At 60.1% G+C, this 25775-nt stretch carries 22 protein-coding genes and 1 riboswitch; of the genes, 10 read left to right on the top strand and 12 right to left on the bottom strand.

The window, feature by feature from the left end; translation table 11 throughout:
• Window positions 1–13 precede the first annotated feature (13 nt).
• The 3 genes from FH08_RS0129460 to FH08_RS0129450 all read right to left on the bottom strand — a co-directional run bounded on the left by FH08_RS0129460 (window position 14) and on the right by FH08_RS0129450 (window position 3499).
• A complete protein-coding gene (locus tag FH08_RS0129460; RefSeq protein WP_031361796.1) occupies window positions 14–625 on the bottom strand; it encodes a PqiC family protein in 612 nt (203 codons plus the stop codon).
• Complete coding sequence (locus tag FH08_RS0129455; RefSeq protein WP_051888642.1) at window positions 622–2166, bottom strand: intermembrane transport protein PqiB; 1545 nt, start codon at window positions 2164–2166, stop codon at window positions 622–624. Before FH08_RS0129455 ends, FH08_RS0129460 begins: the two co-directional genes overlap by 4 nt.
• A gap of 61 nt (window positions 2167–2227) precedes the next feature.
• Window positions 2228–3499 (bottom strand): paraquat-inducible protein A, encoded by a 1272-nt coding sequence (locus FH08_RS0129450; RefSeq protein WP_031361794.1) that lies wholly within the window; start codon window positions 3497–3499, stop codon window positions 2228–2230.
• Window positions 3500–3535: 36 nt separating this feature from the next.
• On the opposite strand from FH08_RS0129450, the gene FH08_RS53595 reads away from it, so the two are divergent.
• On the top strand, window positions 3536–3679 hold the full coding sequence (locus FH08_RS53595) for a hypothetical protein (RefSeq protein WP_235210537.1): 144 nt from the start codon (window positions 3536–3538) through the stop codon (window positions 3677–3679).
• A gap of 28 nt (window positions 3680–3707) precedes the next feature.
• Here FH08_RS53595 and FH08_RS0129445 read toward each other — a convergent pair whose 3' ends face one another.
• Window positions 3708–4370 carry a DUF3313 domain-containing protein gene (locus tag FH08_RS0129445; protein ID WP_031361793.1) on the bottom strand — a complete coding sequence of 221 codons (663 nt, stop codon included), beginning with the start codon at window positions 4368–4370 and terminating at the stop codon, window positions 3708–3710.
• A gap of 295 nt (window positions 4371–4665) precedes the next feature.
• Between FH08_RS0129445 and FH08_RS0129440 the strand changes: the two genes are divergently transcribed.
• Both FH08_RS0129440 and FH08_RS0129435 read left to right on the top strand, forming a co-directional pair.
• Window positions 4666–6228 (top strand): flavin-containing monooxygenase, encoded by a 1563-nt coding sequence (locus tag FH08_RS0129440; protein WP_051888634.1) that lies wholly within the window; start codon window positions 4666–4668, stop codon window positions 6226–6228.
• Window positions 6229–6253: 25 nt separating this feature from the next.
• Complete coding sequence (locus FH08_RS0129435; protein ID WP_200878805.1) at window positions 6254–7213, top strand: alpha/beta fold hydrolase; 960 nt, start codon at window positions 6254–6256, stop codon at window positions 7211–7213.
• 98 nt (window positions 7214–7311) lie between these two features.
• Here FH08_RS0129435 and FH08_RS0129430 read toward each other — a convergent pair whose 3' ends face one another.
• From FH08_RS0129430 to FH08_RS49660, 3 genes are all read right to left on the bottom strand, one after another.
• Window positions 7312–8952 (bottom strand): GMC family oxidoreductase, encoded by a 1641-nt coding sequence (locus FH08_RS0129430; RefSeq protein ID WP_031361790.1) that lies wholly within the window; start codon window positions 8950–8952, stop codon window positions 7312–7314.
• A 50-nt stretch (window positions 8953–9002) separates the two neighbouring features.
• Window positions 9003–10424, bottom strand: coding sequence for a coniferyl aldehyde dehydrogenase (locus FH08_RS0129425; protein WP_031361789.1), 1422 nt, complete (start codon window positions 10422–10424; stop codon window positions 9003–9005).
• A 128-nt stretch (window positions 10425–10552) separates the two neighbouring features.
• Window positions 10553–11188 (bottom strand): TetR/AcrR family transcriptional regulator, encoded by a 636-nt coding sequence (locus tag FH08_RS49660; protein ID WP_160172513.1) that lies wholly within the window; start codon window positions 11186–11188, stop codon window positions 10553–10555.
• Window positions 11189–11444: 256 nt separating this feature from the next.
• Here FH08_RS49660 and FH08_RS0129415 point away from each other — a divergent pair, with 256 nt between their 5' ends.
• Together FH08_RS0129415 and FH08_RS0129410 are read left to right on the top strand one after the other, a co-directional pair.
• The gene (locus tag FH08_RS0129415) at window positions 11445–12815 is read left to right on the top strand and encodes a leucine-rich repeat-containing protein kinase family protein (RefSeq protein WP_031361787.1); all 1371 of its coding nucleotides are present in this window, start codon (window positions 11445–11447) and stop codon (window positions 12813–12815) included.
• A 67-nt stretch (window positions 12816–12882) separates the two neighbouring features.
• Entirely contained in the window at window positions 12883–14028 is a 1146-nt protein-coding gene (locus FH08_RS0129410) for an alpha-hydroxy acid oxidase (protein WP_031361786.1), read from the top strand.
• Between the two features lie 189 nt (window positions 14029–14217).
• On the opposite strand, the gene FH08_RS0129405 is transcribed toward FH08_RS0129410, so the two are convergent.
• From FH08_RS0129405 to FH08_RS53005, 3 genes are all read right to left on the bottom strand, one after another.
• Window positions 14218–14445 (bottom strand): hypothetical protein, encoded by a 228-nt coding sequence (locus FH08_RS0129405; RefSeq protein WP_031361785.1) that lies wholly within the window; start codon window positions 14443–14445, stop codon window positions 14218–14220.
• 178 nt (window positions 14446–14623) lie between these two features.
• Window positions 14624–16282, bottom strand: a complete 1659-nt coding sequence (locus FH08_RS0129400) for an Nramp family divalent metal transporter (RefSeq protein WP_031361784.1) — start codon at window positions 16280–16282, stop codon at window positions 14624–14626.
• Window positions 16283–16418: 136 nt separating this feature from the next.
• Window positions 16419–16565, bottom strand: coding sequence for a hypothetical protein (locus tag FH08_RS53005; protein ID WP_200878804.1), 147 nt, complete (start codon window positions 16563–16565; stop codon window positions 16419–16421).
• A 1045-nt stretch (window positions 16566–17610) separates the two neighbouring features.
• Between FH08_RS53005 and FH08_RS0129385 the strand changes: the two genes are divergently transcribed.
• The 3 genes from FH08_RS0129385 to FH08_RS0129375 all read left to right on the top strand — a co-directional run bounded on the left by FH08_RS0129385 (window position 17611) and on the right by FH08_RS0129375 (window position 20292).
• A complete protein-coding gene (locus FH08_RS0129385; RefSeq protein ID WP_031361783.1) occupies window positions 17611–17928 on the top strand; it encodes a hypothetical protein in 318 nt (105 codons plus the stop codon).
• 96 nt (window positions 17929–18024) lie between these two features.
• Window positions 18025–19563 (top strand): carbohydrate porin, encoded by a 1539-nt coding sequence (locus FH08_RS0129380; protein ID WP_081889605.1) that lies wholly within the window; start codon window positions 18025–18027, stop codon window positions 19561–19563.
• Window positions 19564–19725: 162 nt separating this feature from the next.
• Complete coding sequence (locus FH08_RS0129375) at window positions 19726–20292, top strand: cytochrome b (RefSeq protein WP_051888632.1); 567 nt, start codon at window positions 19726–19728, stop codon at window positions 20290–20292.
• Between the two features lie 246 nt (window positions 20293–20538).
• Here FH08_RS0129375 and mntP read toward each other — a convergent pair whose 3' ends face one another.
• On the bottom strand, window positions 20539–21108 hold the full coding sequence (mntP, locus tag FH08_RS0129370; protein WP_031361780.1) for a manganese efflux pump MntP: 570 nt from the start codon (window positions 21106–21108) through the stop codon (window positions 20539–20541).
• 66 nt (window positions 21109–21174) lie between these two features.
• Window positions 21175–21311, bottom strand: a riboswitch (yybP-ykoY riboswitch).
• A gap of 416 nt (window positions 21312–21727) precedes the next feature.
• On the opposite strand from mntP, the gene FH08_RS0129360 reads away from it, so the two are divergent.
• Both FH08_RS0129360 and FH08_RS0129355 read left to right on the top strand, forming a co-directional pair.
• Complete coding sequence (locus FH08_RS0129360) at window positions 21728–23224, top strand: sensor domain-containing diguanylate cyclase (RefSeq protein WP_235210536.1); 1497 nt, start codon at window positions 21728–21730, stop codon at window positions 23222–23224.
• 128 nt (window positions 23225–23352) lie between these two features.
• Window positions 23353–23952, top strand: coding sequence for a transglycosylase SLT domain-containing protein (locus FH08_RS0129355; protein WP_031361778.1), 600 nt, complete (start codon window positions 23353–23355; stop codon window positions 23950–23952).
• A 158-nt stretch (window positions 23953–24110) separates the two neighbouring features.
• On the opposite strand, the gene FH08_RS0129350 is transcribed toward FH08_RS0129355, so the two are convergent.
• Window positions 24111–25775 (bottom strand): ATP-binding protein (locus FH08_RS0129350; protein WP_031361777.1); only part of this gene is annotated, 1665 nt, incomplete at its 5' end.

The following is a 25775-nucleotide window of genomic DNA, read 5'->3' as shown; positions in this document are numbered from 1 at the left end:
CACCAGTTCGGCCCTAACGTTGCTTCCCCGTCATCGAATGCATCGCCACGGCGATATCGCTCGCCACGGATGCGAGGGCTCGGCTGTGTGCTTTGACCAGGGCGTCGTAACCAGGGCCGCCTGCGCTCTCGTGTACAACACTGCGTCCGCTCACGTTCTCACCGCCCTTCGGCGAACGCACCGACCAGATAACCGCCAGTGTTACTGTGCCGTTCGTTGACGAATCGAAGGCCTGCACGTCGATCGAAATGCGGTAGGCGTTGTCGTCCACACGCTGCGGGTAGGTGGACACGATCGCTCCCGGGATGAACCGCCCAAGATCCGCAGCCAGCACGCTTGGAATCTGCTTCTTCAACGGCTCTGCCCAGCGAGCAAACTCATCGATAGACACGCGGTTCGCGTCCAGCTTAGTCACTATCTGCGATCGATCGACCAGTTCGGGAACCGTAACGGGATCGATCGCGATCGCGATCGTGATCGAATGGCCGCCAGACGACTGTTCGACGGATTGTTCGACGGCCTGAACAGGGCTCAGCGTGTAGAACTTCGATGCAGGCGACGTTGCGCACCCCGCGAACAAAGTCAGCAAGATCGCGGTCCATAGGAACCGTGGATATCGGCTCATTGCTTGTCCTCGGTCTTGCCGCGGAGCAGCGCTTCCGGATGGCGTTCGAGATACTCTGCAAGTGAGCGGAACGAAGCTGCGGTCCGTGACAACTCGCGCATTGTTTCGGCGGTGCTTTGCTGCAATGGCGAGTCGCTTTGCAACGCGCGATTCGCCGACGTGAGCGCCTCGCGAGCTGCGGCTAGCGTAGTTTTCGCCTCAGGCGCCACATCCGTATTGATTGTGTTCATCAGCATGTCGGCGTCACCCAGCGTCTTGCGCAGGTCCTGGCTGATTCCCTCGAACGGAATCTTGTTCAGCTTGGCGACGAGACTGGTGATCGAGTCTTGTAAGCCTTGCAAATTACCTGGCACTGTCGGCAGTTGGGGCGTCCCTTTACTCCAGTCAACAGTCGCTTTCGGTGCGACAGGAAAGAAATCGATCGCAATATACAGTTGTCCAGTCAAAAGGCTCGCGGTCCTCAGTTGCGCCCGCAGCCCTTTCGATACCAGGTCTTCCGTAATCGCTTTTCGTTCCGACGATGTACTCGCACTACTGGCTCCCGAGTCGTCGCTCGCGACCAGGCGCTCGGGAAAAATGCTCACCTCGACGGGGATACTAAATTCCCTTTTTGCCGGATCAAAGTGCGTGCGGATCGCCGATACCTCACCAATGACTATTCCGCGGAAGTCGATTGGCGCACCAACGGTCAACCCGCGAACAGACTCCTTGAAGTCCAGCACGTATTTATCGACGATGGCGTCATGCAGCTTCATTGCTTCGGCCCGATCGACAAAAAGTTCGTACGGGTGCCGCGCTTCTGCTTCAGCCTTGCTGGTCGTGTCAGGCGGGTTCTCGAATGCCAGGCCGCCAATCAGGATTGATACCAATGATTCGGTATTGAGCTTCACGCCGGTCGTATCCAGAGTCACATCAACGCCGCTTGCGTGCCAGAAGCGCGTGTCATTCGTTACGTACTTGTCATAGGGCGCATTGACAAAAACGTGCAGGGTCATTCCCGCACCGTCGGGGTCAAGCGCATACGAGATGATCTGGCCGACCTGAAGGCGCCGGAAGAATACGGGCGAACCTATATCGAGTGATCCAATGTTCCCGCTCTTAAGCACGAACTCTCGCCCTGGCGCGCCCGATGACAGGACCGGCGGTGACTCCAGTCCGACAAAATCGCGTCGCGCATTCTGCGCCGTACCGACGTCCATTCCGATGTGAGAGCCGGACAATAATGTCCCTATGCCCGACACTGTGCCGCCGGAGATGCGCGGTCGAACGACCCAGAAGCGAGTGTCGTCAACGAGCATGCTGGAAGCGCTGCGGGACATTTCAGCGCTGGCGAGCACTGTCTTGTGATCGTCGGAAAGCTCAACACTTTTGATCGTGCCAATATCGACGTTCTTGAACTTGATCTTTGTCTTGCCGGCCTCAATCCCTTCGCCGGTGGAAAAGCTGATAGTGATGGTCGGGCCTTTTTGCATAATCGCCTGCGCGGCCAGCCATCCGGCAATCAGGACGGCGACAAGCGGCACCAACCATACAAGCTGCATGCGCCACTTCGACCGCTTGACAGCAACCGCTGTCGGAATACCGGGCGCATCGTTTTCATCTTTATTCAATTTCCGGCTCCACTGCGTCCCATATCAGCCGGGGATCGAATGACAGTGCGGCAAACATGGTCAGCACGACCACGGCGCCGAATGCGATCGCGCCGGGCCCTGCTTCAATACTTGCAACTGAACCGAATTGCACGAGTGCGACCAGGACGGTAATGACGTAGATGTCAAGCATCGACCAGCGGCCGACGAACTCCACCAGGCGGTAGATACGCGTTCGCTGTCGTGGGATGAATGGAGAGCGCAACTGAGTGCTCCACGCGAGATAGGCTAAGGACAGGATTTTGAGCACCGGCACCACGATACTGGCGATGAAAACGATAGCTGCAAGCGACCACGATCCTGCATTCCAGAGATAAACCACGCCGCTAAGAATCGTGTCGGACTGAGTCCCGAACAAGGTGCTGGTGACCATGACCGGCAGGAGAATGGCGGGGATATAAAGGACCATGGCCCCGAAAACGAATGCCCAGGTGCGTACGAGACTGTCGGGCTTGCGCCGATGCAGCGTGGCGTCACAGCGCGGGCAAATTCCGGCATGGACGTGGGCAAAGAGCGGCTTCGAGAGCAAGCCGCAGTCGTGACAAACGAATAGACCGGCGCGCGCCGCGGTATCTGCCGTCGCAGTTGCCTGTACCGCGCATGAAGCATCACGGTCGCTCTGCACGGAATCGATACGCGCCCAAATATCACGCGGATTAAACGTAACGGCCGCTGCCGCCAGCAGCAACATCACCGCTCCAATCGCCCAGATCGCAACGCCAGGGACAACGGTGGCGATGTGCTGGAGTTTGACGAGCGCGACCAGCATGCCAAGCATGAGCACTTCGATCATGCCCCAGGGCGCAATGTGCCGCAGCACACGAAGGACAAGCTCGGGTCTTTGGGGAAGACCACCAACATGCAGCGGAACGAGCAGATAGATAACCGCCGCTATGTTCAGTGACGGCATCAACAGCGTAGTCACGAAGACGAGGCCCGCTATTGGCCACATGCCATCTACGTATAGAGACCAGGCAGCTCCAAAGAGCGTGGTTTCGAGCAGTGTTCCATTGACCCAAAGTCCGACGATTGGAAAGCAGTTGGCGAGCACAAACAAAATCGCCGCAGCCGACGTGAACGCCAGTGCGCGGTCGAAGCTGGCGGGCAAGCTTCGGTAGAGCGCTGCCCCGCATCGTCCGCAACGCGCGGTACCGACCTCCGATAGCGGCGCTTCCCACTGGAGCAAATCACATTCGTGACAGGCTATTAACTTGGCTTCATTCATCTTTGGCATCCGCTTGGGGCAAAACACACGGTCCAGATGCGCGCCCGCCATCCGACCAGCGCCTCTGTGTTCGTGGTGGCGCCACAGACATCGGCCGATCTGCCGGAAACCGGTTTTATCGGCCGCCGCCTTCGAGAAGATACGGTGCATACGGGCGACGCGGGACAGGCCATCCCGTAGGCAGCTAATCGTCGTCCCGTATTCCAGCTCATTTCAGTTGCGCAACCAACGCATCAGCGCCCTTCTCTATACCCGTCTTCGACGCATTCAGTGCCCCGAAGCTCGCGCCGACGTTATAGGGGTTCGGGTATTGCTTTGTCACGTAAGCACTGAGGAGTTTGTCGTTCGACGCGTCGTAGATTTCAACGGCGTACATGACGGAACCTGTGAAGGCGCCTTCCTTGCCTCGGGCTGTTTGAACTACGTTGTAAATACCGCCGGAAAGGTCAAACCGCGAGAAGGGACCGAGAAAAGGAGTGGTTGTTGAAGCACCTGTCAGAGTCAGCTTGACGCGCAACGTGCTCGAACCTGGAGCATTCGCCAGTTCGAAGCGAGTCCGCAGTTTTTCTTCAAACTTGGATTGCATGTAGCCGGCGAGTGCTTTCTTGTCTGAGTCACTCATGTCGCCAAACTGGTTATCGGCGGCTCGATACACGACCACCGGATCGATAATCACCTTCCTGTATTGCTGCCAATCCACCTGAGTCGAGAAACGATACGGCACACGACCAGACTTATCTTCCGGATCAGGCTTCAAATAGGATGACGACGTAATTCCAGAATACGCGACTGGTTGCACGCTCGAGCAACCAACCACGGTTGTGCAAATAGCGGCTAGCAACAGATGCCGCGCCTTGATTGACTTGACCATTCGGATCTCCGATTTCGATGCTGCGCCCGTCGGTTTCCCGATCAGGTTCAGACATGACAGCTCATGTGAGGCGCAAGCGTAACACCGTAAATTATTTTCGTAAACCGTCCAGGCGGTTTGTTTTTGGTGAAAAAACGATGAAATCCATTAGGGCATCAGAGTTGGCGAGAGACGTGTTCATGAAGCGCTTTGAAGGGAAGTCGCCGCGACGCCGACGCAGCGCGCATACAATGCAAACAAATCCGCATTCGGTCCGGCCTGCTCAGGCCGCCGCTTTCACACCCAAGGACATGGCATGACGTCGGCTACCCCTTCGATCGGCACCTCGCCTTCATCTTCGTCTTCATTGCGAGGCGACGTCGACTATGACGTGCTCATCGTGGGCGCCGGTTTGTCTGGCGTGGCCGCTGCACATCACCTGCGCGAACGCTGCCCCTCCGCCCGGTTCGCCATACTCGAAAGCCGCTCCACGATGGGCGGCACATGGGACCTGTTCCGCTATCCCGGCGTGCGCTCCGACTCCGACATGTTCACGCTCGGCTACAGCTTTCGCCCATGGCATGGCGAAAAATCGATATCCGGCGGCCAGACGATCCTCGATTACATCCGGGACACCGCCAAGGCATTCGGCATCGATAAGATCATCAAGTTCGGTCACAAGGTGACAAGCGCGAACTGGGATTCTCAGGCCGCACGCTGGACGGTGCAGGTTCACCGTACCGAGGGCAATGTCGACATGGAAACGCGCTACACCTGCAAGTTCCTCTACATGTGCAGCGGCTATTACGACTACGACGAAGGTCATGAGCCGCGTTGGCCCGACATGGAGAAGTTCAAGGGCCGCATAGTCCATCCGCAGCATTGGCCCGCCGACCTGGCCTATGCGGACAAGCGGGTTGTCGTGATCGGCAGCGGCGCCACGGCGGTAACCCTGGTGCCGGCAATGGCGGACACGGCCAAACACGTGACCATGCTGCAGCGCTCGCCGACCTACATTTTTTCTCTTCCCGCACGCGACAAGTTCGCCAACACGCTGCGCAAATGGCTGCCATCAACGCTCGCGCACAAGCTTATCCGTAGCAAGAACGTGCTGCTGACCATGTACCTGTACAACCGCGCGCGACGCAAGCCGGAAGAGACCAAACAATTGCTCATCAGGGCAGCAGGCTGGCAGTTGGGACCCGAGTTCGACGTCGATAAACACATGACGCCCCGATACAACCCGTGGGATCAGCGCCTGTGTCTTGTCCCGAACGGAGACCTGTTCAAGGCGGTGCGCGCCGGCAAGGCATCGATTGCGACCGACGAAATCGAACGCTTCACCGAGACCGGCGTGAGGCTGCGCAGCGGCGAGCATCTCGACGCCGACCTGGTGATTACCGCTACGGGGCTGAAACTCAAGATGCTCGGTGGATCGGTGATCTCCGTTGACGGGCGCCAGATTTCCCTCGGAGATACGGTGTCGTACAAGGGCATGATGTATAGCGACGTACCGAATCTGGCGTCGTCGTTCGGCTATACCAACGCTTCGTGGACCCTGAAGGCCGAGTTGATTGCGCAGTATGTCTGCCGCCTCGTGAATCACATGAAGGCAAATCACTACGATGTGTGTGTACCGCGACTGAGGGAAAACGAAATGGGTTCGCTGCCCGCCGTCGACCTCACGTCTGGCTACATTCAGCGGGCATCGAACATCCTGCCCAAGCAGGGACTTCACAAGCCGTGGAAGTACCATCAGAACTACCTGCTCGATCTCGCATCGCTCAGGTTCGGCGCCTTGAGCGACGGCGTCATGCAGTTCGAGCGACGCCCCATGACAACAGCCAGGCTCAAGCGCGAAGCGCAAGAGCCCGCATAAAAGTAAAGGTGAGTACGTGACGCTTATTTTCCTGTCCATCATCGCCGTTTGCGTCATCGTGATCGCGGGGCTTGTGGCTTTTTCCCTGTACATTGCACGCCGCGTTGAAAAGGCGCTGCCCCCGCAGGGCCGCTTCATCGACATTGGCGCGGACCGTATTCATTACGTCGAATACGGGAATGGGCCGCCCATTGTCTTCGTCCACGGCTTGAGCGGGCAGTTACGCAACTTCGCGTATCTGCACATGGATGAGCTTGCGCAAACGCATAGGGTGATCCTCATCGACCGGCCAGGTTCGGGACATTCAACGCGAGGTGCAGGATCGTCGGCCAGTATCTCCGCACAGGCACGAACCGTGGCACTGTTCATCGACGCCATGGGATTGAACAAGCCGGTGCTGGTCGGACATTCGCTTGGAGGGACCATCGCGCTGGCAGTCGGCCTCAATCATCAGACCAGCGTCAGCCGGCTGGCATTGATCGCCCCGCTCACCCACCTGGTCGACCCTGGTCGAGCCTTTGGCGGACTGATGATCCGATCCTCGCTGGTCCGGCGAATCGTATCGGTCACGGTGGCCACTCCGTTCGCTATCAAAGGCAGTCGCGCGATCCTGGATATCGTGTTTGGTCCTGAGCCCGTCCCCAGCGATTTCGCCACGAAAGGCGGCGGGTTGCTTGGCTTGAGGCCTCGCAGTTTTTATGCGGCGTCATCCGACATGATGGCAGTCCCTGACGAACTTCCCGCCATGGAAAACCGGTATGCAGGTTTGCGCATGCCCGTCGACGTGCTCTACGGCCGCGAAGACAAGATATTGGATTGGCGGAGTCACGGCGAAACGCTCAAGCGAAAGCTGGATAGAACCAATTTGCGATTGGTCGACGGTGGCCATATGCTGCCGGTAACCGCCCCGTTAGTGACAATGGAATGGCTCCGGACAATTGCAGACGAACCGCTGACGACACCTGCTTCCCCACTCGCCCAATAGTTCGATGACGCGTCGTGTTCGGACGCAGCATGCAGGTCATTGAACCGGCTACGCGGCGCGTCTCGCATGGAAATGATGGGTTGCCAGCCTTGTGATATTCACGCCCGTGCACGATCAATCGTGCCCGCGGACTGAGGACGGACGCCTCGATCACCCCTGATCATATCGACAGCCTTTTCGGCGATCATGATGGTCGGCGCATTCGTGTTCCCACCAATCAGCGTCGGCATCACCGACGCATCGACAATGCGCAGGCCCTGCAGACCGCGCACGCGCAGTTGCGAGTCTACTACCGCGTAAGTGTCCTGCCCCATCCGGCAAGTGCCGACCGGATGATAGACGGTATCGACGCGCCGTTTCAACGCATCACGAATCTCATCGTCCGTGTTCACGTTCGCGGTAAACAAGTCCTCCGTGACCCATTCAGCAAGAGCAGGCGCTTGCATCAGGTGTCGCGCGAGCTTGAACCCCTCCACCATGCCATCGAGATCGAGAGGGTCGTTGAAGAACGCTGGATCGATACGGGGTGAAACGTAGGAGTCCCTGCTTTGAAGCGTCACTTCTCCACGGCTTCGTGGCCGAAGCAAACATACGTGACACGACAACCCATGGCCCAGATGCAACGTACGCGCGTGGTTATCCGCCAGCGCCACGACAAAGTGAAGCTGGACGTCGGGCATTGCCAGGTCCGGCCGAGTCTTGAGGAACGCACCGCCTTCGGCGAAGTTCGACGTCAGCGCCCCACGGCGCGAACTGCTAAAGCGCAGGATCTCCCGCAATAAACGCGCGCTGCCGCGAAACGATATGCCGAAGGTGTCGAGGCTGCGAGTCCGATACCCGAAGATAAAGTCAGGATGATCCTGCAGGTTCTTGCCCACGCCGGGTAAATGCTGGACCACGGGAATTCCGAGCCGACCGAGCTCCTGCGTATCGCCCACACCGGACAGCATCAGCAGTTGCGGTGTCTGCAACGCGCCCGCGGCCAGAATCACCTCGCGACGAGCGCGGATAATGCGGGTTCCGTCCCCCACCGTTACCTCGACGCCGACAGCACGCGTGCCCTCGAAAATGATCCGCTGCACGTGCGCATAAGTCTCGACGGAGAGGTTCTTGCGCTTCGTCATATGCGGCAGCAAATAGGCGCGTGCGGCGCTCCATCGCTCGCCGTTCTTTTGCGTGACCTGATAGATCCCCACGCCTTCCTGCTCGGCGCCGTTGAAGTCGTCGGTTACGGGTAACCCGGTCTGGCGCGCGGCCTCGAGGTACCGTGCATGGAACGGATTGTCGGTGCGCAAGTCGCTGACCCAGAGCGGTCCATCGCGGCCATGCCATTCGTTGGTTATCCGCTCGTTGTGCTCGCTACGCAGGAAGTACGGAAGCACATCCTCATACGACCAGCCTTCATTGCCTAACGATGCCCAATGATCGTAGTCCGAACGATGCCCACGCGCATAGACCATTGCATTGATAGCGGACGATCCGCCCAATGCCTTGCCGCGCGGCTGGTAGCCCTTGCGGCCATTAAGGCCCGCCTGCGGCACGGTTTTGAATGCCCAGTTGTTGAGCTTTGTCGGCAACATCACAACAGCGGCCGCCGGAATCTTCACCAGTGCGCTGTTGCCGCTCCCTCCCGCTTCAAGAACGCAGACCGTGACTGCAGGATCTTCGCTCAGCCGCCCTGCGACAACACACCCACCCGAGCCTGCACCGATCACTACGAAATCGAACACGTCGCTCATTCCGGTCTCCTGCCAAATAGTCGGCGCATGCCACGCCGCTGGCGTTTTGTTTAGGTAATACGCTTGATCAGCCCCAGCATCAGGTCGAAGGTCTTGCCATAAGGCGGATGGAAAAGACGCGTGCCATTCAGCCGCGCCTGGTAGAAAACGGGTTTCTCTTTAGTGAAGGTACGGAAGCCCCATTCGCCGTGATAAGCGCCCATGCCGCTCGGGCCAACTCCGCCGAACGGCTGCGCTTCCTGCGCCAGATGCCACAGACAGTCGTTGATCGTGACACCACCCGACACTGTTTCGTTCAGCACGCGGTCGCGATTGACAACGCTGCGGCCGAACCAGTAAAGCGCGAGCGGCCGGTCGCCCCGGTTCACCATAGCAATGGCCTGGTCCAGTCCGTCATATTCGACAATGGGCAGCAGCGGCCCGAAGATTTCCTCGCGCATCAGACGCGCGCCGGCGCCCGCGCCGACCACCAGCGTCGGTGGAAATTTGCGCGTGTTTTCGTCGAAGCGTTCTCGGGCTGGATTGACTTCGATAATGCGCGCTCCGCCTTCACGCGCTTCCTGCACTATCGCAAGCAGCCGTTCGCGATGCCGCGTGCTGATGATCGCCGTGTAGTCCGGATTCGCGATCAGCGTGGGATAGAGACGCGTAATAGCCGCCTTGAGTTGATCAGCGACGATGTCAGCCAGACCCGCCGGCACGAGTACATAGTCCGGAGCAATGCAGGTCTGTCCGGCATTCAGGAATTTGCCGTAGGCAATGCTCGCGACGGCAGCGGCTATGTCGCAGGACGCATCGATTATTGCGGGCGATTTTCCGCCGAGCTCCAGCGTCACCGGCGTAAGGTTCGCCGCGGCAGCCTGAGCGACTTGCCGGCCGACCTGGGTCGATCCGGTAAAGAACAGGTGATCGAACGGCAACCCGGTAAAAGCCTGTCCCACGTCCACGCCACCGTTCACTACGCTGAACTCATCCGGCGCAAACGAAGCGCTAACCAGGTGGTGCAGCAACTCGGAAAAGCGAGGGGTCAGTTCGGAAGGTTTGAGCAGCACCCGGTTACCAGCGGCAAGGGCCGCGAGCGCCGGACCCAACGAGAGTTGAATGGGGTAATTCCACGGCGATACGATACCGGCCACACCAAGCGGTTGCCGCAACAGGCGGTTATAGCCTGGCAGGAAGTGCAGGCCGGTCGCGACTCGCCGCGGACTCATCCAGTGCTTCAGATGTTTGCGTGCATGACGGATTCCAGAGCGCACCACAAACAACTCGGCGATCCGCGTTTCATGAGCGGACCGGCCGCCGAAGTCGGCATCAATCGCACGCACGAAGTCGCTTTCATGATTTTCCGTCAACGCAAGCAACCGGTTCAGCCGGTCCATGCGAACCTGCAACGGCGGATTCGATTCCGCAGCGAACGCTCGGCGTTGCGCCTCGAAGCGTTCTTCCAGGAAAGAAGGCGGGCTCACCTGCATGGTCTGTTTCCTGTATGTGGAATGACGCTAGCTTACGCGATGGCCCTGCATTTTTCCCCGCGGGTATCTCCCCATGAGCGCTCGCCTTCACTGCAACGCCATGGCGATGAAATTGACGACCCGCGGTGCTAACCGCGTCGACCACCGTCGCCGTCACCTTGAGCGACTGCTCGGATGCCGGCTAGCGCGATCGTGGAATAGAGGTCAGCAACTTCGTCGAGGGGCTTCAGGCCCGTCTGCATGACATCGACAGCGCCCGACAAGGCGGCGAGCAGCATGCGGGCCACGATCTCGGCGACCGTGGTGTCGAGGCCGGTTTCAGTGGCGATCATCCCGGCCCAGTTGGCGACCGCGGCGTTCTGGATCGTGCTCGCGTAGTGCTCAAGCGGTCCCTCGCCGTAAAGCAAGCGGCGCAACAACGGACCGCGCTCGGCGATTGTCGCCAGCCATAACCGTGTATTCACTCGCAAGCGATCCTCGAAGCTCGTGATCACGGGCAGCTCTTGATCGACACGTTGCCTCATGACCTCGAACTCACGTTCGACGAGCGCGCCGATGAGATCGTTGCGGTTCGTGAAGTATCGATACCCCAGCCGCTTGTCGACGTTGGAGCGCGCCGCCACGGATTCCATGGTCACCGCCGACACCCCGCTCTCGACAATGATTTCCGCCGCCATGTCGAGAAAGCGTGCGCGCCGCTCAGCACCGCTTAAGCGACTACGAGGCACGCGATCAGGATCGGGTAAGGCGGAGTTAGTTTTCACATCGATTGCCATCGTTGAGTTTTATCCAGCAGGACATCGTCTGCACGCAATCTGCAGCGAGCTGCACGCATTGTGCTGCCGGTCCGGTTCGTCGGTCCACGCAAAAGAGCCGGCGGTGGCAAAGCATAATCTGTTGCCGGCTATCGCAGGCATCCGGCATTTTGACCGGCCAATCATGCCTGTCGAAAATACTCAGTAAAATCGATCCCGTACGGGCAAAGCCAACCTGCCGCCCATCCTGGATATCCCCGCCACTGTGACAAGCACACTCGAACAACTACGCGCCGGACAGCTCGCCGGTACCCAGCGACTGACACTAGCCTGCGGCCTGACCGAATTTCCGCGCGAGATATTCGATCTGGCGGCCACGCTGGAAATCCTCGACTTGTCTGGCAATGCTCTTTCGTCCCTGCCCGACGATTTGCCGCGCCTGACCCATCTGCACACGATCTTCTGCTCGAACAACCAGTTCACCGAGCTGCCTGAAGTCCTCGGGCGGTGCACGCAATTGACCATGGTGGGATTCAAGGCAAACCGCATACGCAAGGTATCCGGTGCTTCACTTCCGCCCAAACTTCGCTGGCTGATTCTCACCGACAATCAGGTTGAAGCCCTGCCGCCCGAAATCGGAAACTGCACTCAGCTGCAAAAGCTGATGTTGGCGGGCAATCAGTTGCGCACCCTGCCAGTGGAGTTGGCAGCATGCTCTCGCCTCGAATTGATCCGGCTGGCAGCTAATCGGCTTGCCGAACTGCCGGTCTGGGTAGCGTCCTTGCCCCGGCTATCGTGGCTGGCCTATGCGGGGAATCCATTCAACGAAAGGCTGGAAGCCAAGGCGATGGCGAATACGCCCGTCGCCGATATCCCGTGGCAGGCGCTGGATCTGCAGCATCGGCTGGGTGAAGGGGCATCGGGTGTCATTCATCGTGCAGAACATCGGCCGGAATATCCGGCGACTGGCGACGCAACCCAGGCCGTTGCAGTCAAGCTATTCAAGGGCGCTGTTACAAGCGATGGCCTGCCGCACTGCGAGATGGCCGCTTGCATTGCTGCGGGCTCACATCCGAATCTGATCCCGGTAATCGGGCAAGTGAAGGACCATCCCACCGGCGTCCATTGCCTGGTGATGGAATTGATCGACCCGCAACTCAGGAACCTTGCCGGGCCACCCAGCCTCGCTTCCTGTACACGCGATATCTATGACGCCGGTACCCGCTTCTTTCTACCTTCAGCGCTAAGTGTTGCGCATGGAATTGCATCGGCAGCCTCGCATTTGCATCAGCAAGGCATCATGCATGGCGACCTGTATGCCCACAACATCCTCCATGGAGGCCAAGGCTACGCGCTGATGGGCGATTTTGGCGCGGCATCTTTTTATGCAACCGACGATCAGGCGCTAGCCGCCGCACTAGAGCGCATTGAGGTAAGAGCCTTTGGTTGCCTGCTCGAAGAATTGATCGATCGATGCGATGCACAAGAGGCCGCGCAAAGCAGCATGGCAGTGCTAGCAGGCCTGAAAAATAGCTGCCTGAGCGAACAAGCTGCCGACCGGCCGCTGTTCGACGAAATCGTGAATACCTTGTCTGCGCTGAGGGATTCGCATCGCCACGAGCCAACTTCAGCTTAAATTAAGGTGCTTTAAACCGCGCTGTAAACCCTATACTCATTCTCCCGTTCCCGTAGCGAGAGAGACCGTGCCAGTGATTACCTGCATCGAGGATTTGCGCGTGCTCGCGCAGCGGCGCGTGCCGCGCATGTTCTACGATTACGCCGATAGCGGCTCGTGGACCGAGAGCACCTATCGGGCCAATGAAAGCGACTTCCAGCGTATCAAGCTGCGTCAGCGCGTAGCGGTCAACATGGCAGGCCGCAGCACACGCACGGAAATGGTCGGTCAGGAAGCCGCCATGCCGGTGGCGCTTGCCCCCACGGGATTGACCGGCATGCAACATGCGGACGGCGAGATTCTCGCGGCACGCGCGGCAGAGAAGTTCGGTGTCCCGTTCACCTTGTCCACCATGAGCATCTGCTCGATCGAGGACGTGGCGGCACACACCAGCAAACCGTTCTGGTTCCAGCTCTACATGATGCGCGACCGCGACTTTATCGTGCGGCTGATCGAGCGCGCCCGGGCCGCGAAGTGCAGCGCCCTGATGCTCACGCTCGACTTGCAGATCCTCGGTCAGCGCCACAAGGACATCAAGAACGGACTGTCGGCGCCGCCCAAACTGACGCTGCCGAACCTCGTGAACCTCGCAACGAAACCACGCTGGTGCCTCGGCATGCTAGGGACCAAGCGGCGCAGTTTCGGCAACATCGTCGGTCATGCAAAGGGCGTGGGGGATCTCTCGTCCCTGAGTTCCTGGACCGCGGAACAATTCGATCCGGCCTTAAGCTGGGCCGATGTCGAGTGGGTGAAGAAGCTGTGGGGCGGCAAGCTCATCCTGAAGGGGATCATGGATCTGGAAGACGCGCGCCTTGCCGCCGACAGCGGCGCTGACGCCATGATCGTCTCCAACCATGGCGGCCGCCAACTCGACGGCGCACCATCGTCCATCTCCGCGCTACCCGCGATTGCGAGCGAGGTGGGCAATCGAATTGAAGTGTGGGTGGATGGTGGCATCCGCAGCGGACAGGACGTACTGAAGGCCGTGGCGCTCGGTGCGAAGGGCACGCTGATCGGCCGCAGTTTCCTGTACGGGCTGGGCGCGATGGGTGAGGCCGGTGTCGAGCGATGCCTGCAGGTCATCCACAAGGAACTCGACACTACCATGGCCTTTTGCGGTCACACCGACATCCGGCGCGTGAACGATCAGATCCTGTTGCCCGGGACCTTTTAACGACCGGCGTTGTTGCCAGGTCGTGCGGATGTCCAGCGGATAAACCGGCCGCTGGACGTTCCTGAATTCGAACAGGCCGCACTGCCGCGTTTTCCATTGCTGGATTCTCACGCGCAGCCGCGAACAGCAAGCGATCAACGACCGGATGCTCGGTGCTGGTTAAGCGCTGCCCGCGGCCTTCCCGGGCCCCTACATACTGCCCATGAATTTGCCGAGACAATATTTTCCATACACCCGGCAATAACCGGTGACGACAAAGTGTTTTTCAACGCTGACACGCGACTGCACCGACACGTGAATCACGTTTGGAGCGAACGACCGCGTAACGGGATTGAGAATGGCGAATAGCGTAAGAACCAGGAGCCCTATCAGGCGACGCGCCAGGGTTATTGTGCGGCGGAGCTGATTTTGGTCCATCGCCAATCCTTCGTGGGCTTTGCATTGATTGCACGCTTCAACGGTCCTGATGAACTTACGATAAAACACGCCAGCCCACCAAGGCCGAATCGAGTGGACATGGCGCCGTCGTAACGAACGTAACGAACGTAACGAACGAAGCGAACGAAACGAACGAAGCCACGCCCGCGGATTGCTCTTAGTGCAACCAGATCATCTGCACGACCTTTACCACCACCAGCCCGACCGCCACGATGAGGTAACCGCGCAGCACGCCCATCCAGATCCGCTTTGTCAGCGTGAGGTTCGACGGCGGCAGCTGATCCAGCGGCGGCATGCGCCACGTATCCCGTGTTTCCTTCAGGTAGCGCTGCCCGGTGCGCCCTTGCGCGCTGTCCGATACTTCGTGGCCGCGTTTGCGAAACACCACCACGGACAGATACCCCACCACGGCCAATGCAGTTCCGCCACCCAGCACTTCAAGAATGGTCTCGCCGGTGATGTCCGGGTACACCACGGATGCCGTCAAGATAATCGACAGCATAACCAGGATCCAGATAACAGCGCCCGTGAAAACGTTAAGCTTCTTCGAGTTGGCCCACGGTCCCAGCACCGCTTTGTCGTTGCACAATAACAGTAGAAAAACCGTTGCGCTAGGCAACAAAACGCCCGCGAGTGTCTGCACGGCTTCCGTCAGCAGTCCAAGCGGGCTGCCGGGAATGAGCACGAGTGCTGCGGCAGCAGCCACGATGCCGAAATAAACCAGATAGAAACCTTTTGCATCCGACACGCCACGGTGCAGCGAGTGACGAATCTTGAATACATCGCCAATGGCATAGGCCGTCGACAACGACACCGCAGCAGCACCAATGATGCATGCATCAAGCAGGGCCACGGCGAACAGCGTGGCGCTCGTGCGTCCCGCGTATTTGCTCAGGCCCGCGATCACCCCGCCTGCATCGGTAAAGTTGCCGAACTCGGGCTTGCCGGCGTACAGCGCCGCGCAAAAGGACATCATTGCCACGCCGCCGATCATCACGAAGACAATACCAATCCACAGGTCGGCTTTCTCATATTTCATGAAACGCGGTGTAATGCGCTTGTCGACTACATAGCTTTGCTGGAAAAACAATTGCCACGGTGCAACGGTGGTGCCGACAATACCGATCACGAGCAACATCACGTCGCTCAGCTTCGAGTGCGCCGGCCAGGTCGGCACGAAGAAGTTGCTTGCGATCTGCGACACGGGTGGGTGGATCGACACCAGCACGGGAACAAGCAGCAGGCTTAACAGGCATAGACCAATCGCGAACCGTTCGAAGCGTCTGAAGCTTCCCGTGCTGACGGCCGCCATGGTCAGCGCTGCGGCAATGCACACACCCAGTATTTTGGAAATGCCAAAGAAATCGAGGACAAACGTGATGCCGATGAATTCGGTCACGATAGTAAGCGCGTTAAGAATAAACAGGTCTATGACGCTAAATGCGCCCCAGAACTTTCCGAAGCGTTCGAAGATCAGCCGGGCGTGGCCGACTCCCGTAACGGCTCCCAGACGCAACACCATTTCCTGGTTGACGAATAGAACCGGAACCAGCAGCAGCAGCGTCCAGAGCAACGTTGTGCCGTAGTTCTGACCTGCTTGTGTATAGGTGCCGAAAGCGCCGGCATCGTTGTCGCCAACCATCACGATCAGGCCGGGGCCGAGAATGGCCAGGAGCGTGCGGATGCGTGCCCACCAATTGGTGCGCGCGCCTGTGTCATGTTGGGCGATTGTGCCGAGTGCGCCCTTGATGTCGCCAACGTGGGCGTCATCGAGCACCGCGCTGCGTGGTGGTAGAACGTGAGATGCGGTGGACATTTTTATTTTCCCCGAAAGCGTGGTGGCTATTAGTCAGGTGCCGTGCTTACCCCGTGCACGAACGACGTGAGTCATCCCTTGATGAAGTTCAGGATCAAGTTCAGGAGACGCCGGACGGTGTACGTGGAAGCGTTAATCAGGCGCGAAACACGAATTTGCGAAATGCCCGCCATGCATTGGCGCAACGATGCCGGCTGGTGGAATCCAGCGACAGCATGGTGTTGTAATGAAGGCGTGATTCCTGGACGTGCGGAAGGTGCGAGACGAGCAAACCGAAGTTCATGATGCTTCTCCGACAATGTGGCTTTTCAATGAATGGAAAGCCAGCAGACCGGAGTTCGGGCACGCGGTGCGCGTGCCGAAAGGAATCTACTCGCCTTCCCTGGCAAAAGTGAAAGTGCTGCGGCGTAAGGGATAACTGTCACTGTCCGGCATGGAGGCTCCTTATTGCGTATGCACGCACGTCATCATCCGCACGGCGCGCCTTTCTGTGTGAAAGGCGCGAGCGGAACCAGTCGCGAGGGTCAGCTCGCAACGCGTTTTGTATGGACGCAGGTTGTCCTGACGTCAATACGCTTGTTTCAAGGGTGCACGGAGTATTTACTGCGGCGCGCACCGTCTGCCTGCTGGCAAGACGGCGGCTAGGAAATCAAGCGCGAACGTCCTGCCTGTCAGGCAGAGAAAAACTTCGAAGGTCGACTACTACAACTGTCCAAGGCATTAGCCCCGCTTGTGACGATTCCCGGATTCTAGGCGCGCGTTAAATATCAAGTCAACCCCATTCGTTAAGCAGAGCAGAAATAGTTTTGATGCGTTGCCAAGGTGTCGTTGAGGCGTCGTTATTCACATCGCCAAGGCGTCATTTTTTGAATTGGCAGCAATGTGCACGTAAGCACAATGAAATAAATTCCCGGCTAATCCAGGCTTATTCCTGACTTGGCGGGAATGCGAAAGAGAATGCTTTCTTACTCAATGCATGACGTGGTTTTCTTGCTTCATTTTTACTTGCCAATGCGTTTGCACCGAGAATACAATCCGCCCGTCTCATCACAAGGAGTCCCCTCGTGGACACATGCCCTGGTAGTGGAAGTTCGATGCCGGCCAGCGCCGGCGAAGCATCCGCGAGATAGCGTCACAGGAATACTCCTTAGCCGCTAACTCGCTCTGTCGGGTTAGCGCGCTTCATCCACGACCGGCTGTACGTCCGTAAGCCCGTCTGTCTGCAGCACGCTCCCCTTTGTCTGATCGCTCTTTGCAAGTTCATTTGCAAAGCCGCGTCATGTCTTTGCACGTCGCTCGATTCAGTCGAGCTGGACGGGAGTCTGCTCATGTTTGTCAATTCGCTTATCTCGCGCATCGGTCCGGTATTACGGCCGTCACATCGCTTGTTCATTCTTAACCCGTCCTCGGGGCAGGCTGAGCGTTGCCTGGCAACGCCGGGCAACGCGTGCATTCGCCGCTTCTGGGCCAACGTGATTCGCGCGGTGCCGCGCAAGGCCGGTCACGTCGGCAGCTCGCTCACGCCGACGGTCTGCCTGCTGATTTTTTTGACTGTAGCAGCCATTGTTATCGCAGGCGCTTTATCCGCTACCTCAGTCGGCGACGAGCTCGGACGCGCAGTGCGTTTGAGCTGGTGGTTTGCCTGATCCCGGCCGCAGCACGTACTCAACCCTTTGACCCTTCTTTTAACTTTCACTGAGAAAAAAATGTAGATCGTCAAACCATCTATCTCTCCACAGACCATGAATAAAAACCTTAAGAAATCGCCTTCGAGTCTTCTCGAAGCATCGACGCGACCGTTCTACACCGAGCAAGCGCCACGTCTCTCGAGCAGGGCGCGATCCAGTGTCCGCAACGGGGTTTCGCTATTGCTGTCGTTGGGCGCGCTATCCACCGCCGTTGCACAGACAAATGTCGATGCCCCGGGCACAACAACCGCAGCCGACGCGCAAGCCACCGGGCCGCAAGCAGCACCCGCGCCGACCGGGCTTTGGGAGCGCTCGACGTTGTTCGGGGACATGGGCGGGCTGCGTCCATGGCTGGGTAACTACGGCGTCACCCTCAGCGTGCAGGAGACCAGCGAATATCTGCGCAACCTGTCTGGTGGCGTGTCGCGTGAAGGCGCCTACGACGGGCTGACCCAAGCGACCGTCCAGGTCGATACATCGAAGGCCTTCGGCCTGCCGGGCGGTACGTTCAATGTCTCCGGCTTGCAAATTCATGGTCGCAACCTGACCCAGCACACGCTGCTTACGCTGCAGTCCGCAAGCGGCATAGAAGCGGATACAAGCACTCGCCTGTGGGAGCTTTGGTACCAGCAGTCGCTGCTCGACGGACGGGTCGATGTGAAGCTTGGCCAGCAAAGTCTCGATCAGGAATTCATGATCAGCCAGTACGCCACGCCGTTCATGAACGCGACGTTCGGCTGGCCCGTCCTGCCCTCTGTCGACTTGCCCTCGGGCGGCCCCGCGTACCCGCTGTCCTCACTGGGCGTTCGTGTCAGGGCGAAGCCAGCGGATGCGGTGACCGTGCTCGCAGGCGTCTTCGATGGCAACCCGGCCGGGAGCAATGCCGGAGACCCGCAAAAACAAAACAGTCACGGCACGAACTTCAATCTGGGTAACGGCGCGTTGTTCATCGCGGAGGTGCAATACGCCATCAATCAGCCACCGGCCGATCCCAAAGCCCCTCAGCCAGGCGGACTCCCGGGCACTTATAAACTCGGCTTCTGGTACAACACGCAGAACTTCGCCGACCTGCAGCACGACACGAACGGCTTGTCGCTGGCCAACCCCGCTTCGAATGGAATTCCCGCCAGTCATCGCGGCGACTACAGCGTCTACGCCGTCGCCGACCAGATGATCTGGCGTCCGAGCGCCGACAGCCCGCAATCGGTCGGCGTGTTTGCCCGCGTGATGGGTGCACCCGGTGACCGCAATCTGGTGGACCTCGGCGTGAACGCGGGTATCACTCTGAAAGCGCCGTTCAAGGGCCGGGACAATGACGTTGCCGGACTTGCGGTTGGCTACGCAAAAATCGGGGCGAACGCGCAAGGCCTCGATCGGGATACCGCATCGTTTTCAACACCCGGTTATCCGCAGCGCAGCGCGGAAACGATCGTTGAAGCGACCTATCAATATCAGGTCGCGCCATGGTGGCAATTGCAGGCCGACTTCCAATATGCGTTCCGGCCGGCGGGTGGAATTCCTGACCCCGCGAATCCGTCCGTGCGCGTGCATGACGAAGCGGTGGTCGGGATACGCACCGTCGTTAATTTCTAGGAAACGCGGTCTTCCGGCATCTGATCTATTCACGTGAGCCTGCTGCTCGTCGGATAAAACCAATTAGCGTAATGTGGAGCAACCCGTGGAGCGACTCATGGAGCAACCCGTAAGGAAAAGGCCAGACGCGGCCCGCGCCGCAATCAACCGAAGGAGGCGACCGTGCACATTGCGAATTCGTCCGCCGCGCCGCTCGATGCAAGCGCCGGTGTGCCGCGTTATTCACCCGCGCAGATCGCTCTGCACTGGGTAATCGGGCTGGCGATCATCGTCATGCTCGGCATTGGTCTCTACATGGTCGCGCTGCCGAAAGGGCTCGCTTTCAAGTCGAGCCTGATCAGCTTCCACAAGTCGCTTGGGATGACTATCTTCCTGCTTGTGCTGATTCGGATCGTGGTTCGCCTGGTTGCCGGCCGACCTCCGCTTCCCCCAACGCCGGCATGGCAACGCGTCGCCGCGAGCATGACGCAAGGTCTGCTATACGTGGCGATGATCGTCATGCCGCTGACGGGTTACCTCGGCTCGTCATTCAACAAGTTCAGCACGCGTTTCTGGGGCATCCCGCTGCCGATGTGGGCCTGGGACGACCCCGGCTTGCGAAAGATTTTCTTCACGGCGCACGCGGTCAGTGCCTGGGTGTTGATCGCGCTGATCGTGCTGCATGTGGCCGGCGCGCTCAAACATCAGTTGATAGACCGCGACCGCTTGATGGATAGGATGCTGCCATGACGAGGCCCAACGGATGCTCGAGTGAGGGACACTGCAAGCGTCGCCTCGGATGAAAATCAAGGTGCGCGGTTCTTCTATGGGCGGCGGTTCCGCAATGGAACGGCAACTTCCGTAAGCATGCCTGAACAGTGGCCGGCACAGAGCGCCGGACGTCCGCTCTACCCGGGTGCATTGAACGCAGCCGCGGCAGGAATTGCTACGCAAAAGAGAAAGAGCCTTGCCGCATGCCGATCGCAATCTGCTACCTCAACTCATATACCCGAGATGCTCGGCCAGGATCACCGACCCGATAACCACAAGAATAAACCCGCCCGCAATCTCCGCGCGCTGCCCCACTGCCTTGCCGAGAAAACGTCCGACCATGACGCCCAGGGTCACCATGACCAGCGTCGCCAATCCGATGGTCGCAGCCGTCGACAGGATGTTCACATCGATGAAAGCGAGTCCCGCTCCCACCGCCATTGCGTCGATACTGGTCGCGAACCCGGTGAGCGCCAGCAGCCAGAAACCGTGGCTGTTGGGCTTCTCGACGTCCGGCGTGGGCGCGCGCAAGCCCGATGTGATCATGCGTACGCCGAGCACGAGCAGCAGGCTGAACGCGATCCAGTGATCCCATGAAGTGACGTAGGGAGCGGCCGCCTTGCCGAGCGCCCAGCCGACCAGCGGCGTGATGGCTTCAATCACGCCGAAGATCAGGCCGGTACGAAGCGCCTCGCGAATCCGTGGACGATGCAGTGTGGCGCCCTTGCCGACCGCAGCGGCGAAGGCGTCCGTCGACATGGCGAAGGCGAGCAGGAGAGTGGAAGCAATATTCATGGGGATGTCAGGGTGTCGTTATGGCATTCAGGTCGGGCGAGAACATGCGATGCAGCGGCGAGCCCGACCGGTCTCCCCGCTACATCGATGGTCTTGCCAACCAAAAAGCTAACGGCGGCTCATGCCACGGTTCGATCGAACCAAGCGTGTTGACATGAGCGCTCCCAGTGAATGGAAGCCGGCTACTCCCCAAAGACGGATAGGAGGCTACCACGATTGAAATGAATTTGTAAGATTTCACGGGCAAATTGAAGGGGGCACTTCCGGACCGCTCCTTCCAGGATCATGGATGCGAATCAAGGGTCCGCACCGGTCCACACAGCCGACAAACCCGGCTAACCTTGCGGGTCGGCAAAACGGTCACGAAAATTCAAGCCGATACAATGCGGCCAGCCAAGAATGGCGAGCCTCCCGATCGAACCTGCCGCGCGATGCCAAACCTGAAATCCAACCCACTGCCTGACAGCGCCTGCCCAGCGCCGCACCGCGCCACCTGCCGCCGGTCCTGTCATGTCCTGCGCCGCCCGTGGCTTGTGGGCCGCTCGCGATGAACCCTGCCCCGCCCCCCACCGCAGGTTTGAGGAAACGCCGCATCAGGCCTCGCTGGACAGCGGTCGGCATGGCCAGCGCGCTGTCCAGCCATCCGATGGTCGCGGGCGTTGCCGGTACCGTGGTCGCGGTACTGATGGCGAGCTTGTCCATCGTGACGTTGTACCAGGGGCGCCAAGGCGTGCTCGACCACGCCCACGAAACATCGGCGAACCTGGTCGCGATCATTAGCAGCGACCTCGCCCGCAATGTCGAAATCTATAGCCTCTCCCTCAACGCAATGGTCGAGGGCGCGCAGAATCCGGCCATGCGGGAACTCCCGCCCGCCCTGCGCCGCCAGATCCTCTTCGACCGCGCGACCTCCGCCGCCTACATCACCGGCGCCTACGTGCTGGACGCACGCGGCCTGGTCACCGAGGTGAGCAAGGACGGCCCCCTCCCGGCAGGCTCTTTCGCCGACCGCGAATATTTTTACGCCCAGCAACGCAGCGCCTCGGTCGGGCTGTTCTTCTCGCATCCGTTTGCGTCACGCCTGCGCGGCATCCCGACAATCGGCTTGAGCCGGCGCGTCAACGCACCCGACGGCTCGTTCGCCGGTATCGCGCTGCTGGCGCTGAACGTCGCCTATTTCCACTCGTTGCTGGACAAGCTCAACGTGGGCGCCGAGGGGTCGATCTTCATCGTCAACGAGGACGGCACGATGATCGCCCGCAAGCCTTTCCGTGACGACCTGCCCGGGCGCAGCGTCGCCGGTTCGCCCACCTTCCCGCGCATGGCGAATGCCATGTCGGGATCGTACTCGGCAGTCTCACCGGTCGACGGCGTGCGCCGCCTCTACACATTCTCGCGGGTACCGGGTACCCCGTTCATCGTGGGCGTAGCGCCGGCAGAAGAGGATGTGCTGGAACCGTGGCGCGAACGCAGCCGGATCATCGGGGCGCTGACGCTGCTGTCGGGCTTGAGTTTCGTCGCGGTGTCGTGGCTGCTTGCGCTGTCGCTGCGCGAGCGCGCCCGCGCACAAGAGGAGCTCGTCCGGCTGGCCGGCACGGATGCACTCACCGGCCTGCCGAACCGGCGCGCGTTCGACGAACGCATGGACGACGAATGGCGCCGCGGACGCCGGGCGGGCACGCCGTTGTCGGTGCTGTTCATCGACGTGGATTATTTCAAGCCCTACAACGATACCTACGGCCACGCACTCGGCGACGACGCGCTCGCCACCGTCGCGCACAGTATTGCCACGGCCGTGCGCCGTCCGGGCGATGTCCCCGCGAGGTACGGCGGCGAAGAGTTCGTCGTGCTGCTGCCCGATACGCCCCAGGAAGGCGCGCTGCATATTGCAGAAGCGATCCGGCAGCACGTGCAGGCCTGTGCGATCCCGCATCGGGCCAGCGCGTCCGGCAAAGTAACGGTCAGCATTGGCTGCGCGACGGCGTCGCCGCCGGGTCTGGGCGGCCCGTACGGCCTGCTCGGCGCCGCCGACCAGCAGCTCTACAAAGCGAAGGCCGCAGGGCGCGACTGCGTCCGGCCGCTGGCCCACGCGGCGGCGCCGGTAGTCGCTTCCTGAGCGCGCCGGCTGCACCTTATTACCGGCCGAAAGCGCCCGAATCCGCTCCTGCGATCAAGCAAACACATGATTTGCAAGGATTTTTCTCATCTGTATAATGCGACCTTCCCTTCCAAGGCCACTTCACCATGAGCAGACTCCTTTGGCTTGCTGCGCTGACGTTCGGCGCGATGCTAGGACCGATGCCAAGCGCGGTGGCTCAGGAACGTATTCCTGAACGTGTTCCGGAAGCCGCCCAACAAGACACAGCAGCCAGCGACGCCACCGCCGAGGCCACGCATCAGGTCTCCCAGTTGATCTCCCAGAAGTTCGGCGTCGCGCGCGCCAAAGCGGAGCAGATTTCAGCCGCGGTCATGTCAGCAGCATCGAAATACTCGCTCCCTCCCGCCCTCCTCCTCGCCATCATCTCCGTTGAATCCCGCTTCAAGGAAAAGGCCCGTGGCGCCAATGGCGCAACCGGGCTGATGCAAGTCGTGCCGGCCGCGCACAAACAACTCGTGCGCCACATCGACCTGACCGAAGCGACGGCGAATATCGAAGCCGGATCGGCGATTCTTCACGGTTATGTCCAGTCTGCACAAGGCGATGTGGGTGCAGCCCTGAAGAGCTACGGCGGTTCGAAAGCCTACGCGGAAAAGATCAGCCTGCGCGCCAAGGCGTTCGCTCCGCAATTCGGCTCAGGCGTCGATGCCGATGCCAACAGCAACGCAGAAACGACCGGCGACTGACTCCCGGCTTCAGCGCTCTGCAGTAATCGCCAACGTTCAACTCCGCTCATTGCACCGCGCCCAGCGCAAATCTGTGTTTGCCAATCTCGCTCGGGGCCGACTCGCCAACTGCTCGCCAACTTTTTCGCACCGAATGGCGCGTCGATAAGCTAACGCAGTCAGCGCAGCACCAGTTCCCGCAGTTCTTCGATATTGAACGGCTTCGCGAGAATGGTCACCCCCGTGTGACGCGCGCGCTCGAATTCGTCGGCATAACCGGTCATCAGCGCGATCCGCTGCGAGGGCCAGGCGCCGCGCACTTTCTCGGCCAGATCAATGCCGTTGAGCCGGCCAGGCATTTGTATATCCGACAACACCAGGTCGAAGCGACTGCCTTCGCTGAGCAGGTCGAACGCTTTGTCGGCGGTGAGTTCGTGACGCACGTCGCAGCCAAAGGTCGCGAGCACCGCCGCCACGCCTGCTGCCACTTCCTCGTTGTCTTCCACCAGCAAGATCGAACCCGGATGAAGCTCCGCCAGCGCAGTGTTGTCCGGTGAGTCCGGCGTGTGGGCTGCGTCGTCTGGCGCAATGAACGGTGCGGCGGACGGACCGTGGTATCGGGGCAGATAAAGCCGCACGGTCGTGCCGCGCCCCGGCACGCTGTCAAGGCGCGCGGTACCGTCCGCCTGCTCGCAAGCCGCCAGCACTTGCGCCAACCCCAGCCCGGTGCCCGAGCCGCTCAGCTTGGTCGTGAACAGCGGCTCGAATGCACGCCGCGCGGTCGTTTCGGGCATGCCCTCGCCGCTGTCGGTGAAGGCAATCAGCGCGTATTCGCCGTCGGGCAAAACGTTGTCGGCCGTCACTCGAACGTTCTGACTGCGGATGACAAAACGCCCGCCGCGAGGCATTGCATCGCGGGCATTCACGGCAATGTTGATGATCGCGAACTCGAGTTCGGTGGCGTCCGCGCGAACCTGCCACATGTCCGGCGACACTTGCACTTTCACCTGGACCTTCTCGCCCGCCGCCGTTTCGATCAGCCCGGCCGCTGCGGGCAACCAGACAGCGAGGTCGATCGGCTCCTGCTTGAGCGGTTGCTTGCGCGCGACGCTGAGCAAGCGCCGCGCGAGCGCTTCGGCGCCGGCGGTGGCGCGCTCGACTGCCAGCACTTCCCGTTCGAGCCCGTTGAAATTCTTGCGCCGCGCGAGCTCCATATTTGCCGCCACCACCATCAGCAAATTATTGAAGTCATGCGCCACGTTGGCGACCAGGTTGCCGAGCGCGCCCATGCGCCGCAACTGCCGGCTGGATGCCTCGGCCGAGAGCCGCATGGCGACTTCCGCCTGCCAGCGCTCCCATGCGACCTGCTGCGCCCGCAACTGGCGCAGCGAAAACAGCACGAGCAGCCAGACCGCGACGCACGGGGCCGCCGTCATCACGGCTATTAGCGTGTAGTGCTGCCGCCACTCAGCAAAGATCGCACCGGTCGGAATGGCGCTTGTCACGTAGAGCGGGTAGTCGCCCGCACGCCGAAACGCCACCACGCGCTCCACGCCGTCAATGCTTGAGCGGATCCGCACGCGGCCGAACAGCTCGTTGTTGCGCATCGCGCTGGTGAACGCCGGGTCGCGGACGTGGGTGATGCCGGGGCGGGTAGGCGGCTCGTGCACGAGAATGCCGCCGTCGCGCCGGTACAAGCCGACGCTCATGCCCGGTTCACCATTCGACAGATCGCGATAGAAGTCTGCGAAATAATCGCGTTTGAGCGCGATCGACACGACGCCCGCAAAACGGCCGTCATTCAGGCTGCGCCCAACGCTGGTCGTAAATACATCGGCTTGCTG

This window comes from Caballeronia sordidicola (assembly GCF_000729995.1).
In the GTDB taxonomy this organism is placed as follows: Bacteria; Pseudomonadota; Gammaproteobacteria; order Burkholderiales; family Burkholderiaceae; genus Caballeronia; species Caballeronia sordidicola_A.
The sequence above is the reverse complement of the archived record's forward strand: the minus strand, read 5'-3'. Positions and strand labels throughout refer to the sequence as shown.